Origin of the sequence: Actinomyces sp. Z5 (assembly GCF_003287795.1) — a bacterium.
Classification (GTDB): Bacteria; Actinomycetota; Actinomycetes; order Actinomycetales; family Actinomycetaceae; genus Actinomyces; species Actinomyces glycerinitolerans.
Genome location: NZ_QMIN01000109.1, coordinates 46844 through 59615, shown reverse-complemented (window position 1 = coordinate 59615; position 12772 = coordinate 46844). Strand labels below are relative to the sequence as shown.

The 12772-nt window shown below is 70.9% G+C and carries 13 protein-coding genes; 3 read left to right on the top strand and 10 right to left on the bottom strand.

All coding sequences use genetic code 11. The features are described from left to right. Positions 1-40: 40 nt before the first annotated feature. Together DRB06_RS14450 and DRB06_RS14445 are read left to right on the top strand one after the other, a co-directional pair. Positions 41-2113 carry a M3 family metallopeptidase gene (locus DRB06_RS14450; RefSeq protein WP_111820328.1) on the top strand — a complete coding sequence of 691 codons (2073 nt, stop codon included), beginning with the start codon at positions 41-43 and terminating at the stop codon, positions 2111-2113. Positions 2114-2167: 54 nt separating this feature from the next. Continuing rightward, positions 2168-2506: a DNA primase gene (locus tag DRB06_RS14445; RefSeq protein WP_111820327.1), complete on the top strand. Its 339-nt coding sequence runs from the start codon at positions 2168-2170 to the stop codon at positions 2504-2506. On the opposite strand, the gene DRB06_RS14440 is transcribed toward DRB06_RS14445, so the two are convergent. The 9 genes from DRB06_RS14440 to DRB06_RS14400 form a co-directional block, all read right to left on the bottom strand. Continuing rightward, positions 2494-3180 carry an ABC transporter ATP-binding protein gene (locus DRB06_RS14440; protein ID WP_111820326.1) on the bottom strand — a complete coding sequence of 229 codons (687 nt, stop codon included), beginning with the start codon at positions 3178-3180 and terminating at the stop codon, positions 2494-2496. The genes DRB06_RS14445 and DRB06_RS14440 overlap by 13 nt on opposite strands. Before the next feature lies 1 nt (position 3181). Continuing rightward, the gene (locus DRB06_RS14435; RefSeq protein WP_111820325.1) at positions 3182-4390 is read right to left on the bottom strand and encodes an ABC transporter permease; all 1209 of its coding nucleotides are present in this window, start codon (positions 4388-4390) and stop codon (positions 3182-3184) included. A 14-nt stretch (positions 4391-4404) separates the two neighbouring features. Beyond that, on the bottom strand, positions 4405-5616 hold the full coding sequence (locus DRB06_RS14430) for an ABC transporter permease (protein WP_111820324.1): 1212 nt from the start codon (positions 5614-5616) through the stop codon (positions 4405-4407). After that, positions 5613-6479, bottom strand: coding sequence for a DUF6273 domain-containing protein (locus tag DRB06_RS14425; RefSeq protein ID WP_111820323.1), 867 nt, complete (start codon positions 6477-6479; stop codon positions 5613-5615). The genes DRB06_RS14430 and DRB06_RS14425 overlap by 4 nt, the downstream gene beginning before the upstream one ends. A gap of 36 nt (positions 6480-6515) precedes the next feature. Further along, positions 6516-6941: a DUF4418 family protein gene (locus DRB06_RS14420; protein WP_073332522.1), complete on the bottom strand. Its 426-nt coding sequence runs from the start codon at positions 6939-6941 to the stop codon at positions 6516-6518. Between the two features lie 141 nt (positions 6942-7082). Further along, a complete protein-coding gene (locus DRB06_RS14415; RefSeq protein WP_111820322.1) occupies positions 7083-8060 on the bottom strand; it encodes an aldo/keto reductase in 978 nt (325 codons plus the stop codon). A 109-nt stretch (positions 8061-8169) separates the two neighbouring features. After that, complete coding sequence (locus DRB06_RS14410) at positions 8170-8391, bottom strand: sulfurtransferase TusA family protein (protein WP_111820321.1); 222 nt, start codon at positions 8389-8391, stop codon at positions 8170-8172. 51 nt (positions 8392-8442) lie between these two features. Then, the gene (locus DRB06_RS14405) at positions 8443-9561 is read right to left on the bottom strand and encodes a YeeE/YedE family protein (protein ID WP_073332514.1); all 1119 of its coding nucleotides are present in this window, start codon (positions 9559-9561) and stop codon (positions 8443-8445) included. 469 nt (positions 9562-10030) lie between these two features. Beyond that, the gene (locus DRB06_RS14400) at positions 10031-10852 is read right to left on the bottom strand and encodes a PD-(D/E)XK nuclease family protein (RefSeq protein ID WP_073332747.1); all 822 of its coding nucleotides are present in this window, start codon (positions 10850-10852) and stop codon (positions 10031-10033) included. Positions 10853-11129: 277 nt separating this feature from the next. On the opposite strand from DRB06_RS14400, the gene DRB06_RS14395 reads away from it, so the two are divergent. Further along, the gene (locus tag DRB06_RS14395; protein WP_111820320.1) at positions 11130-12245 is read left to right on the top strand and encodes a site-2 protease family protein; all 1116 of its coding nucleotides are present in this window, start codon (positions 11130-11132) and stop codon (positions 12243-12245) included. Positions 12246-12286: 41 nt separating this feature from the next. On the opposite strand, the gene DRB06_RS16980 is transcribed toward DRB06_RS14395, so the two are convergent. Further along, entirely contained in the window at positions 12287-12619 is a 333-nt protein-coding gene (locus DRB06_RS16980; protein ID WP_111820319.1) for a DUF2992 family protein, read from the bottom strand. Between the last annotated feature and the right edge of the window lie 153 nt (positions 12620-12772).

The following is a 12772-nucleotide window of genomic DNA, read 5'->3' as shown; positions in this document are numbered from 1 at the left end:
CTTCCGGTGCTCCCTGGGATGGGCCGGAGCGCGTGGCAGGATGAGTCCCATGACTCAGGCCGATCCCGCTGCGGCGGACGCACTCCCCGAAACCAACCCCTTCGCCCGCCCCTGGGAGCTCGACCTGGAACTGCCCGATTTCGGCGCCGTCTCGCCTGCGGACATCGAGCCGGCGGTACGGGCCGGTATGGCGGCTCAGCGTGCCCAGTGGGAGGCGATTGCCACCAACCCCGCCGCGCCGACCGTGGAGAACACGGTCGCCGCCGTCGAACGCAGCGGCGAACTGCTTTCCCGCGCCCTGACCGTGCTGTACGCCCTGACCTCTGCTACCGACAGCCCCGAGTTGGACGCGCTGGAGGAGGCCCTCGCCCCCGACCTGGCCGCCCACGACGACGCCTACAGCCTGGATGCTCGCATCTACCGGCGTTTCAAGACCCTCGACGAACAGGTGCGTGCCGCCGCCCAGGCCACGCCCGCTCGGACCCCGGTGGACGCCGACGGTCAGGCGATCGACGCCGAGACCGCCCGCTGCATCCGCCTGGCCGTGGAGGAGTTCGAACGCGACGGCGTCGCCCTGACCGGCCCGGACGCGGACCGGCTGCGCGCCATCAACGCCCGGCTGACGGCCCTGTCCACCCGCTTCGCCACTCTCACCACCAACGCGATGCACGCCGCCGGCGTCGCCAACTTCACTGCCACTCCCGCGCTGGCCACCACCGCCACCCACGCCGAGCGCGTCGCCCTGCTGAACCGGTCGCTGGGCCGTGGACTGTCCGGTGAACATGACACTCGGGCCCTCGTGCTGGAGGAGGCCAGGCTGCGGGCCGAGCGCGCCCGGCTGCTCGGCTACCCCCACCACGCCGCGGTCGTCGCCGCCGAGTCGGCGGCCCGCACCAGCCAGGCCGTCAACGAGCTGCTCACCCGCCTGGTGCCCCCGGCCATGGCCAACGCCCGCCGCGATGCCGAAACCTACGCCGCCCGCATGGCCGCCGACCCGGCCACCCAACCCGGGGAGAGCTTCGGCCCCGCCGACTGGCCCCGCTACGAGGAGGCCGAGCGCAAGGAACGCTTCGGCGTCGACGACGCCACCCTCGCCCCCTACCTGGAGCTGAACAACGTCGTCGAACGGGGCGTCTTCTACGCTGCGACCCGCCTGTACGGCATCGGCTTCCACGAGCGTCCCGACCTGGCCGCCCACATGTACGCCCCGGATGTGCGCGTCTGGGAGGTCCGTGACGGCGAGGGCGATGCCGCGCCCCTGCTGGGACTGTTCGTCGGCGACTACTACGCCCGCGAGGGCAAGCACGGTGGCGCTTGGATGGACTCCCTGGTGGAGCAGAGCCACCTGACCGGCCGCAGGCCGGTGGTCATCAACTGCCTGAACCTGACCAAGCCCGAATCCGGGCCGACGCTGCTGAGCTGGGACAACGTCATCACCGCCTTCCACGAGTTCGGCCACGCCCTGCACGGACTGTTCGCCGATACCCGCTGGCCCAGCGCGTCGGGCACCAACGTGCCCCGCGACGTCGTCGAGTTCCCCTCCCAGGTCAACGAGAAGTGGGCACTGCACCCGCAGGTCATCGCCTCCTACGCCCGCCACGTGGACACCGGCGCGCCCTTGCCGCAGTCCCTCGCCGAGCAGCTGCGCAGCCAGGGCGCCTTCGGCCAGGGCTACGCCACCACCGAGTACTTGGGGGCGGCCCTGCTCGACCAGGCCTGGCACACCCTGGAGGCACAGGACGTGCCCGACGACGTGACCGCGGTCGAGGCCTTCGAGCACGCCGCCCTGGCCGACGCCGGCATTGACGACGCCCTGGTCCCGCCCCGTTACCGCACCACCTACTTCGCCCACGTCTTCGGCGGCGGCTACGCGGCCGCCTACTACGCCTACATCTGGAGCGAGGTCATGGACGCGGACACCACCGAATGGTTCCGCACCGACGGCGAGGGCGGCCGCGGCGGCGACCTGGGCCTGAATCGCCGGGCCGGGGAGCGCTTCCGCCGTGAGTTCCTCTCCCGTGGGGACTCCCGCGACCCGCTCGTCTCCTACCGCGCCTACCGCGGCCGCGACCCCAAGATCGAACCGCTGCTGCGGCGCCGCGGGCTGAACTAGATCGTGGCCTTGGCGGTAGACGCGGCCCACGGTTGAGCCGGTATCCTTGCCCACATGACGAATGACCCGCGGTCCGCGCTCAACCGACTCATTGCCGCCTTCGAGGCGCACCTGGACGCCGCCGCGACGGGTGACGAGACGTCCCCGGCCGTTGTCGCGGCGGAGGACGCCCTCCAGGACGCCTTCTTCACCTACGACGACGCCCTGTTCACCGCCTACGGCATCGAACTGCCCTTCGACGCCTTCGACTCCGATGAAGACGAGGACGACGATGAGGCGGAGGACGACGAGGACGAGGGCGCCGAGGACGACTACGACGACGAAGACGTGGACGAGGACGACTACGACGACTACGACGACCGGGAGGTCGACGACGACGACTACGAGGGCTGATCGGCCTGCGGGGACAGACTCCCGCCACCCATGGTGAAGGCCCGGTCCGCGAACCGGTCCGCCTCGCTCTCGTGCGTGACCACCAGCACCGCCGCCCCGGCGTTCGCCGCTTCACGCAACAGCTCCAGTGCCGCCACGGTGTTCTCCCCGTCCAGTCCGGCCGTGGGCTCGTCGGCCAGCACGATTCGCGGCTGCAGCAGCAGGGCCCTGGCCACGGCCATCCGCCGCAGCTCGCCGCCCGACAGCTCGCTGGGCCGGGCCTCCCTCAGCTCGGCCAGGCCGACCGCCTCCAGCAGCTCCTCCGCTCGCTGCTGCGGGGGCTCCGCGCGGCCATACAGGACCGCCGGAAGCAGCACGTTCTCCAGCACCGTCAGGCTGCGCAGGGCCGTGTGCCCCTGCGGCACCAGGCCGATTCTCCGGTTGCGCAGCCGCGAGCGCTCGGCCTCACCCAAGGCGTACAGATCCTCCTCGCCGACCATGACGCTGCCGGCGGTGGGCGTCAGCATCCCGGCCAGCATGCTCAGCAGCGTGCTCTTGCCGCTGCCGGAGCGACCCGTGATGACCGTGAGCGTTCCCGCCTCCAGCTCGAGGTCCACCGGCCGCACCACCGTGAATGTCCGGCGGCTCCGTCCCCGGGAGAAGTCCTTCGCCAACTCCCTTGCTCTCAGCTCCATGTCACTCGCCCTCCTGCAGCAGTAGGCTCGTATCCATCCGATTCAGGATGCGGACCCCGATCCACGTGGACATCCCGGCGGCGAGGATCGCCGCAGCGAGCGCGAGGCCCGCGAGTGTGGCCAGCGCGCCGAGTCCGGGAAGCACGAAGCCGACGTTCAGGCCCTGAGAAACAGCGACCCTGAAGGCCCCGAGTCCGACACCCGCGATGACGACGCCGAGGACCCCACCGCCGAGGTTGGCAGCCACCGACTCCCGCACCACGATCCTTGAGAGCGTGCCGCGGGCCGCCCCCATCGCCACGAGGCAGGCGAACTCCCGCTTGCGCTCGTTGATCAGCATGCCGAACACCAGGACGGTCATCACCAGGCCGATCACCCACACAACGCCCACGAGTATCCCTACCGTGTCCGAGATCCTGTCGAGGCTGTCCGCGATACCCGCGACCATGCTCGCGGACGTGGCAACGCTGACCCCGTCGACCTGGCTGGCGATGTCTGCGGCGACGGCCGCGGCGTCGTGACCGGGTGCGACCCGCACCAGGACGGAGGAGACCACGTTGTCGGTATCGACGTCGCCGTACTTGTTCAGTCCCTTCGCGACGGAGGATGCGATGAGTACCTTGGCGGTGTCGAAGTCGGTGTATATGGCGTTGTCCAGGGTGGAGCCGGTGGCCGCGAACTGTCCGACCACGTGGTAGTCGTTGTCGAACAGGCGGAAGTCGTCCCCGTCGGTCAGCGCGACGTTACTGCCGACGATGATGCCCAGCGGGCCCAGGTCGGCATCCGCGAGCGTGTCGGTGATCCAGGGCTGGATGACGAAGTCGCTGCCGGGGTCGAAGGCGATGATCTGGTAGTGCCCCGAGCAGCAGCTCGCCTTGGCGGACGCCAGGAACAGCTGCGGCGAGGTGGCCTCCACGCCGGGGACGGCCGCGACGGCGTCGAGCGTGTCCGCCGGCATGTAGAAGTAGCCCGGCTCGGCCTGTACCAGGACGTTCTGGGCGTCGAACTCATTCGCGGCCTCCGTCGGCGTGACCAGGATGTCCGCCCCCAGGCGGGACCGGGTGGTCTCCAGGCCCTCCCGGATGCCCCGGACGAGTAGCGTGCCGCCGAAGAGCACGCTGGACATCAGGGCCGCGATGGCGACCAGCGCCGCCGTCCGGGCGGGGTAGCCGCGCAGGTTGAGCCACGGGAGCCTGTTCAGTGAAAGCATGTGCGTTCGTCTCCTCATCCGGCCGGTGGCCTCCGTCGGTCATTCCTGCGCGCGGCCCATCCGGTTGCCAGCCCGGTGCTCAGGCCCCCGGTGCCGAGCGTGACCAGCAGGGTGAGCCCGGCCGCCGACAGCATGTGCGCCGGCGTCGCCGTGCCCTCGGCCAGCAGGCTCCCGCCCGCCCCGATGAACAACAGGGCGGCGACCAGCACGCCGACGCCGGCGCCCGCCGTGTAGACGAGCACGGCCTCCGACATGATTACGCGGCTTAAGGTCCGGCGCGATGCGCCGATCACGCGCCACACGCGCAGCTCGGGTTCGCGCTCGCGCAAAAGCAGCCACTGGGCGACGGCGAGGGCGAGCAGCAGGAGCAGCCAGGTGCCGGCGGCGGCCGCCGCGAGCACGGCCGTCTGCCCGCCGATGTCATTGGCGGTGGACGTCAGGCTCGCGTCTGCGCCCACGGCGGTCGCCCTGCGCACGTAGATGTTGATCCAGGCGGTCACGCTCTCCACGTCCTGCCTGTCCTCCACCTGCAGCAGGGCGACGGAGTAGTCGCGCTGCGGGTCGACATCGGCATAGGTGTCGACGCCGGCGGCGAGCGAGTCGTCGATCAACTCCGACAGGGTATTCATGGTGACGAAGACCGCGCCGTCCAGCTCGGAGCCGGTGGGTAGCAGGTGCGCGGCCACCGGCCGCTCACGCCCGAACAGCTCCACCGTCTCCGGGCCGGCATCCGGGCCGGAGGCCGCCGCGGCGTCCACCTCGGGGCCGACCGCGACGACGCCGTCGCCCAGCGTGAAGTCGGCGCCCTCGGCCAGCCAGGGGGAGATGACGAAGTCCGTTTCCGGGTCGAAGCCGACGATCCAGACCCGCTGGCCGTCCGCCCGCGTGTCGGACAGGTACAGCTGGTAGGAGAGGGCGGTGATGTCATCGTTTGCGGACAGGCGGGAGAGCGTGGACCGCTGCCGGTAGCACTCCACCGGGGTGCCCTGCATGAGCAGCTGATCCTGGTAGAGCCGGTTCATGGCGGCGGTCGGATACACCAGCACGTCGGCGCCGAGGCGCTGCTCCGCCAGGGCGGCCTCCTGCCGCAGACTCTGCACCAGCAGCAGCCCGCTGAACACGCATGCCGCCTGGACGAGCACCAGGGCCAGTAGTATCGCCGTCCGGGCCGGATGCGCGCTCAGGTTCTTCAGCGGTATCGTCCGCAGGGAGAGGCTACGGTTCACGGCTCGCCGTCACCGGCCTCGGACACGTCCAGCCAGAGGGCCGGGCGCACCCCGTACTCGGCGTCCACGTAGGCACCCGCCTCGGCGGTCTCCCCGGTGGTGGAGACGTACTGGGCGGCGTAGGGGTAGCCGCCCGGCGAGCGCAGCCACCAGTCGGCCATCCCGTCCGCGTCGACATATGCCTGCCCGGTCGCGGCAGCGTCGGAGGCGGCCGCCCTGCCCAGGTAGTCCCGGTCGGCGTCGTCGTGCAGGTAGATCAGTGCCTCGGTGTGGCTGAGCGCGAAAACTCGGTCCGTGGTGTCCACGCCGCCGTCGGTGCCGACCACGGACTGGTCGTCGTTCCGCAACCGCGTGGCCCGGATGATCTGCCGCTCGGTCGGGCTGAAGGCGGCCTGGAGGAAGGCGTCGTTCAGCCAGGTGCGCAGCTCGCTGTCCTCCCAGGTGACGGATGCGAAGGGCTCGGCGTTGTACCGGCGGGAGGCCAGGCAGTCGACGCTCAGTAGCAGCAGCCGGTCGTCTATCCGGTCGAGCACGAACCACTCGACCGGCTCGGCGCCGTCGGCGGCGTCGCCATCCTGCTCGTAGGCGCCGAAGGCGATGACGTCGCCCTTCTGGGAGTCCCGGTAGGGCAGGGCGGGGTCGGCCTGGGCCAGTGCGGCCGCCCGCTCCGCGGCGTCGCGGTAGTCGCCGAGCCCATCGAAGATCCGGTAGGCCTCTGCGGCGTTACCGGATGCGGACAGGCGCACGGCCTGCTGGTAGCTCGATCGCCGCTGCTGGCATGCCGCCGCAGTCATCAGCAGCGCCGCGGTCAGCACGAGCAGGGCCGCCACGCAGGCAATGAGGCTGGTCCTGTGAGTGGTCATTCTTGCGGTCATAGCCCGCGTCGCCGTCCGGAGGAGTCAGGCGGCGCTCGGCCCGGTCGTCCGCAGCGATCCGATGAGCGCGCCGATGCCGGAGCCGACGATGAGCACCGCCATGATTCTGACGAAGGGCTGGAAAACCGTGTAGCAGCGCATGGTGCGCATCATGCACAAGGGGCAGATGACGCCGGGGATGAGGAACACGACGACGCCGCCAACGGTGGCGACGACTTGCAGCGCGATCCGGAGGGGAGGGTTCTTCACCCAGGCAGACGCGCCGAAGAGCACGAGGAGACCCGCTCCGCCGGCGGCCACCGCGTTCTGACAGTCGTGGCAGTGCATCCAGGTGCCGTCATCCTTCGGCCCGCATGCGGAGAAGGCCGTCAGCACCCCAATGACGAGCAGAAGGCTCAAGGCCGCCGGGATCAGGGGGATGAGGATGCTGTTCTTGAGTTTCTTCGGCATGAGCGTTCTCCTGTGTCACTGCTTCCGTGCCGTCGGACGGACCTCGGCAACCACGACCAGAGGCAGGTTAGGATGGCGTAACCTACGCGTCAACGCGGTCCCGGCAGCCGGTCACGTTCGAACTCTCGTTCCGGCCGAGTGTCAGAAGCGCTCGGGGTAGCCGACCTCCGGCGCCGTCACCTCGTTAAGGACGTGGCGGATCTGCGCCGGCAGGTCCAGGTCCTCGGCGGCCAGGGCGCCGCGCAACTGGGCGGGGGTACGCGCCCCGACCACGGTGGAGGCCATCCCGGCGGCGTCGCGCGCCCATGCCAGGGCCACTTCCACGGGCCTGCGGTCCAACCCGGTGGCGGCCGTCGCCACCGCCTCGACTACCCCGCGATGGGACTCACCCAGGTAGGGGGCCACGTAGGAGCGCAGGTGGGGGGAGGCGCCGCGGGAGTCCGGGGGAGTGGTGGCCCGATACTTGCCGGTCAATACTCCGCGTCCCAGCGGGGCGTAGCCGATCACGCCGAAGCCAAGGCCCGCCGCCGCCGGCAGCAGTTCCCGCTCGATGCCGCGTGCCAGGAGCGAGTGCTCCACCTCCACGGCGGCCAGCCCCGGCCCGCCGGCCTCACGCAGCAGGTCCGCCAGGTGCACGCTCACCCAGGCGGGGTGGTTAGACACCCCCACGTAGCGGGTGCGGCCGCTGGCGACGGCGATTCGTAGCGCGTCGGCGGTCTCCTCAAACGGAGTGGTCGCATCGGGGACCTGCACCAGCCATAGATCCAGGTGGTCGGTGCCCAGACGCGTCAGCGAGTCATCCAGCGTGTCAAGCAGGGTGCCGCGAGAGGCATCGGCCGCCGTCGAGCGGGCGCCGGTGCGCCAGGTGCGCACACCCGCCTTGGATACCAGCACCACGTCGCGCCGCTCCACCGTCCCGGCGAGCAGACCGCCGATCACCTCCTCCGAGGCGCCCTCGCAGTAGGAGGCAGCCGTGTCCAGCAGGGTGCCGCCGGCGTCGAGGAAGATCTCCAACTGGTCCTTGGCCTCCAACTCGTCGGTGTCCCGGCCCCAAGTCATGGTGCCGAGGCCGACCGCCGAGACGCGCAATCCGGTGCGCCCGAGCCGCCTGTGTTCCATGGCCCAACCGTATGGCGTCGTCGGCGCCATACCGGGCAGGCCGCCGACGGCGCGCCCCGTCACTCGCCTCGATTGACATTCGGAGGCGGGTGGCGGGGCGCCCTCCGACTCACTTGCGGACTGTGATGGCCCAGGAGGCCTCGCCGGTCTTGGTGAACTCGGTGACGGTGTAGCCGTTGTCCGCCGCCCAGGCGGGCAGCGACTGGGTGCCCTGGGTGCAGTCGAAGGCGATGACGAGCTCGTCGCCGATCTCCAGATCGGCCATCGCCTCCTCGGCCTCCATAACGGGGAAGGGGCAGATGAGGCCCTCGGTCTCCAACACGGTACGCATGACTGGGTCCTTTCGATGAGTGAATGAGGATGGGATGACGGGGGTGCGTGGTCAGCGGCTCGCGAGTGCGCCTGCCGCCTCGGACTCACCCAGGCGCTCGGAGGAGGCGGCGGAGGCCGCTGCTGCGCGCGCGGCACGCCGCTGATTGCGTGGGCGGATAAGGGTGACGTACGCGGCGGTGCCCACGCCCAGCACCTGGAAGACGAGCGCGGTCCAGCCCTGCCAGGACAGCAGGGAGGTCTGCACCAGGGCGTTGCCAATGGAGCAGCCGCCGGCCCAGGCCGCGCCCACGCCCATGAGCAGCCCACCGGCGATCGAACGGCGAATGACGGTGGCGGAGGGTACGCGGACGCGGAACTCGCCCGAGGCGCGGGCGCTGAGATGGGAGCCGAGGAGGATGCCGAGCACCAGCAGCACGCCCCAGTCGAGCCGGTCGGCGTCCCCGGTCACCAACCAGCCGACCAGGTTCGACGACGGCGTGGTGATTCCCAGCCCGTCGTGGCGGCCGCTGGCCCACGAGGTCGGCCAAGCGATGATCGCCACGAGTCCGACGAGCACGCCGGTCACCAGCGGGTTCCAAGCGCGTTCGAACAGCAGGTGGTTCAGACCCGTGCGCTGGGGAGCCAGCTGTAGTACGGCGGGCCGGTCCGCCGCAAGCCGGAGCTGCCAACGCACCAGAAGAGCGACTGCCGCCACCAGTGCGAGCACGCCGACCCAGTCGGGTAGCCCGAAGGCGGCGGGAATCGTGGTCAGCTGCGTGGTCCACAGGCCCTTGATCCAGGTGGTCACCGGGGCGAGCACGCCGGTCTTCGAAGCCGCCGCCGTGCCGGCATAGGCGATGAGCGCGAACCAGGACCCCACCAGGCCCTCTCCGGCGCGGTAGTAGGTGCCGGTGGCGCAGCCCCCGGCCAGCACAATGCCGACGCCGAACAGTAGAGAGCCGACCGCTGTCGCTACGACCGACAGCGTGGGCACCTCGGGGGTGATGGCGCCGGTAGCCGTAAGCAGGGTGACGCCGACGGCCTGGACGGCGATGGCCAGCAGGAAGGCGGTCATCCACCGCCAGGATCCGGAGACCCAAAGGTCTCGGAAGGCGCCGGTGATGCAGAAGCGGCCGCGTTGGAGGACGAGTCCGAGCACGCCGCCGACGAGTAGTCCGGTGAATATCAATGGAGGTCCTTTGTCCGACTGTCCGGGCCGCTGGGAGAGCGGCCTGCAATCTGTGGTCAAGGACGCAGGTGGGGCGACTGCTTCGGCGCGATGACGCCGTCGGCCACAGGCGTGGCCCACCCGCGACTGTGATGGGGGTTGGGCTTTGGCCTGGCCAGGGATGCCTACCGGCGCGTGCCGTTGCGCCGGTGGGCCGGGGGAAGAAGCAGGGTTACGTACTCGCTCGAGTGTGCTGTATTTGGGTGCTGCTGCCTCAGTGAGCCCTGGCCAGGTCGAGCATGCAGCAACACGCTCCGCGCCGGGCGCGAAGGTTGCGGGCTGCGATCTGGGAGCTCATGAGTGCTTTCTTCCGTGCAGGGGAGGGGTTGATGACCGTCACCGACTGAGGTCGGCAGCGGTGGCCGGAATCGTAGGCGCGGGCGGTGGCCTCATGCCAAGGGGATACCACTTTGTGAGACGCGGGGCCGGATCAGGCTCGGGCTGTAGGCGCGCGCCGGGCGGTGAGCAGCCGCGCGACGCCGTCGGCGGGCAGCTCGGGGGTGGTCCCGCCGAACAGCGGGCACTGGGCCTGGTAGGCGCACCAGTCGCACAGGCGGGAGCGGCGCGGGGCGAACTCGCCGGCGGCGGCACAGTCCTCCACCTCGTCCCAGATGTGGGCGAGCTTGGTCTCGGTCGCCTCCAGCTCCGGCAGGCGCGGATCGTGGGTGAGGGTGCGGCCGTCCTTGAGATAGACGATCTGCAAGCGCGCCGGAGCCCGCCCGCGCAGCCGCCAGAGCACCAGGGCGTAAAAGCGCATCTGGAACAGCGCATCCTCCTGGAAGCGCGGGCTGGGGGAGCGGCCGGTCTTGTAGTCGACCACCCGCATGGCGCCGCCCGGGGCCACGTCCAGGCGGTCGACGAAACCGCGCAGCAGCAGCCCGTCGCGCGTCTCGGTCTGCACGAACAGCTCCCGCTCGGCCGGCTCCAGACGAGTGGGGTTCTCCAGCTGGAAGTAGGCGCTGATCAGCGTCCTGGCCTCGTCCAGCCAGGGATCGATCGCGGCGGAGTCCGGGAACAGGGTCATGACCTCCGGATGCTTCTCCCGGTGCGTCTCCCACTGTCCGGGCAGCATGTCCAGGGCGGCCTCGCGGGTGCGCTCGCGGGCCGGCAGGTCGTACAGGCGCTCCAGAATCGCATGTACGAGCGTGCCCTTGTGGGTGGCCAGGGAGCCGGGCTCCGGGAGGCGGTCCACGGTGCGCAGGCGGAACAGCAGCGGGCACTGCATGAAGTCCTTCGCCCGCGACGGCGACAGCGCCGTACGCCCCGAACCGCGGCGGCGGCCGCTCCCGCCGGGGCCCGTGGGGCGCACGCCGACGGCGGGACCCGCGGCGGGCGTTTCGGCGGGTGCGGCAGCGGGGGTTGCGTCGGGGCGGTCTGGTTGCTCACTCACGGTGCGAACCTACCGCCGTCGGCCGACATCAATGTTGGCGAGCAGCCCGTGCATCCACAGGTCGACGTGACGCCCTGCTCCGGGCGGGTCCTGTGGACGGCGGCGGTGCTCCCATAGGCACCGCCGCTAGGGTCGGGGCATGACTGCATCTGCTGCCCGACGCCGTTCGGACTCCTGGACGCTGTTCACGCTCGGTGGTGCCCCCGTGGTGGTCGCCCCCACCTCGCTGCTGCTGGGCCTGCTCATCGCCGGGAGCTGGTATCCGCTGGTGTCCTCTGCACTGGCCGGATATAGCCCCGCCATCGTGGTCGGAACGGTGGCGGCCACGGTGCTGGGCGTGGGGGTGAGTGTGATGTGTCACGAGTTCGCCCATGGGGCGGTCGGTGCGCTGCTGGGGCGCAGGCCGGTGCGCTACGAGCTGTACCTGTGGGGCGGACGCACCAGCTTCGGCCCGTCGTCCCGGTGGCGCCCCTGGAAGGACGTGCTCACCTCCCTGGCCGGGCCGGCCGTGAACCTGGCCCTGTGGGCCGTCGGGCACGGCCTGCTGGATCGGGCCTCCTCCGCACCCGTTTACGTGGCGGCGTGGGCACTGACCTGGGTCAACCTCGCCCTGGGCGTCTTCAATGCCCTGCCGGGGCTGCCACTCGACGGCGGCCATGCGCTGGCCGCACTGGTCGAGCAGCTGAGCGGCCGGCGTCGAATGGGCCAGCGGGTGGCCGCCGTCGGCGGGCTTGCCGTCGTGGTCGGTATCGCCTGGCGCTGGGTGCTGGCGCCGCTGCTGGCCGGCGCACGGCCCGACTCCTTCAGCCTGATCCTGGCAGTTATGGTCGCCTGGCCCATCGCCACCACCTCCTGGCGGGTGCTCGGCCTGGGGCGGGGCACCCGCGCCGCCGCCCGGCTCGACCTGCGCGCCCTGGCCCGGCCGGTCGCCGTCGTCGGCGCCGAAACACCTCTGGTCGCTGCGCGTGAGCAGCTCGACGCCGGAGCGGGGCTGGTGCTCGTGGCCGACGGCGCGCGGATTCTGGGCACGCTGGACGGTCCCGCCCTGGCCGAGCTGGAGCGATCCGGCCTGCCCGACGCCACCGCCGTCACCGTCGGCCAGGTATGCACCGTGCTGCCGGCGGCCGCGGTCACCACCCAGATGACCGGGCAACCGGCCGCCGACGCCCTGGCGCGGGCGCGCACGGTCTCCCGGTGGCTGGTGCTGGTGGAGGGCGGGCGCGTCACCGGCGCCGTCCCCACCGGCGCCCGCTGACTCGACGCGGTCGTGGCCCACTTGCCGGAGCAAACCGGAGGTCAGTGACCCCGGTGGCGGCGTTTAGCCCGAATCCGGCGTTGCTCATAGCGCTCCTGTTCACGGCGACGTCGTGCGGCGGTCGACGCCTGCGCTCGCGTGGCGGCCTGCTGTTCTCGGGCGCGTGCCAAGGCCTCCTGCGAGGCCGTTGAGGGTGCGTGTTGGGCCGCCTGCTTGGCCGCCTGGCGGGCGGCGCGTTTGGGATTGACGCGCTGCGGCCCGCCCCGGGAGGTGGATTGCACTCCGGGGCCGGCAAGTGCGGCGTCGATCAGCTGTCCGCCGTGGGCCAGTAGCCACGCGTACAGCTCGGCGTCGCTGGGCAGGGCGCCGAGTATCTGGCCTGAGTCCTGACAGTTTAGTGCCCTGCGGCGTTCAGGTTGTTGAGGATTTGCTGTGCGGTCTGGGTGGTCTGGGGCTGGGCGGTTATTTGGTGTCCGTTGATGGTGATGGTGGCTTCCTGAAGTGGCTTCAGTTCGCGTACGAGTCGC

What these genes read in the sequence shown, in the direction of transcription:
- DRB06_RS14450 (WP_111820328.1), top strand. Translation starts at nt 41, where the DNA reads ATGAGTCCCATGACTCAGGCCGATCCCGCTGCGGCGGACGCACTCCCC.
- DRB06_RS14445 (WP_111820327.1), top strand. Translation starts at nt 2,168, where the DNA reads ATGACGAATGACCCGCGGTCCGCGCTCAACCGACTCATTGCCGCCTTC.
- DRB06_RS14440 (WP_111820326.1), bottom strand. Translation starts at nt 3,180, where the DNA reads ATGGAGCTGAGAGCAAGGGAGTTGGCGAAGGACTTCTCCCGGGGACGG.
- DRB06_RS14435 (WP_111820325.1), bottom strand. Translation starts at nt 4,390, where the DNA reads ATGCTTTCACTGAACAGGCTCCCGTGGCTCAACCTGCGCGGCTACCCC.
- DRB06_RS14425 (WP_111820323.1), bottom strand. Translation starts at nt 6,479, where the DNA reads ATGACCACTCACAGGACCAGCCTCATTGCCTGCGTGGCGGCCCTGCTC.
- DRB06_RS14420 (WP_073332522.1), bottom strand. Translation starts at nt 6,941, where the DNA reads ATGCCGAAGAAACTCAAGAACAGCATCCTCATCCCCCTGATCCCGGCG.
- DRB06_RS14415 (WP_111820322.1), bottom strand. Translation starts at nt 8,060, where the DNA reads ATGGAACACAGGCGGCTCGGGCGCACCGGATTGCGCGTCTCGGCGGTC.
- DRB06_RS14410 (WP_111820321.1), bottom strand. Translation starts at nt 8,391, where the DNA reads ATGCGTACCGTGTTGGAGACCGAGGGCCTCATCTGCCCCTTCCCCGTT.
- DRB06_RS14395 (WP_111820320.1), top strand. Translation starts at nt 11,130, where the DNA reads ATGACTGCATCTGCTGCCCGACGCCGTTCGGACTCCTGGACGCTGTTC.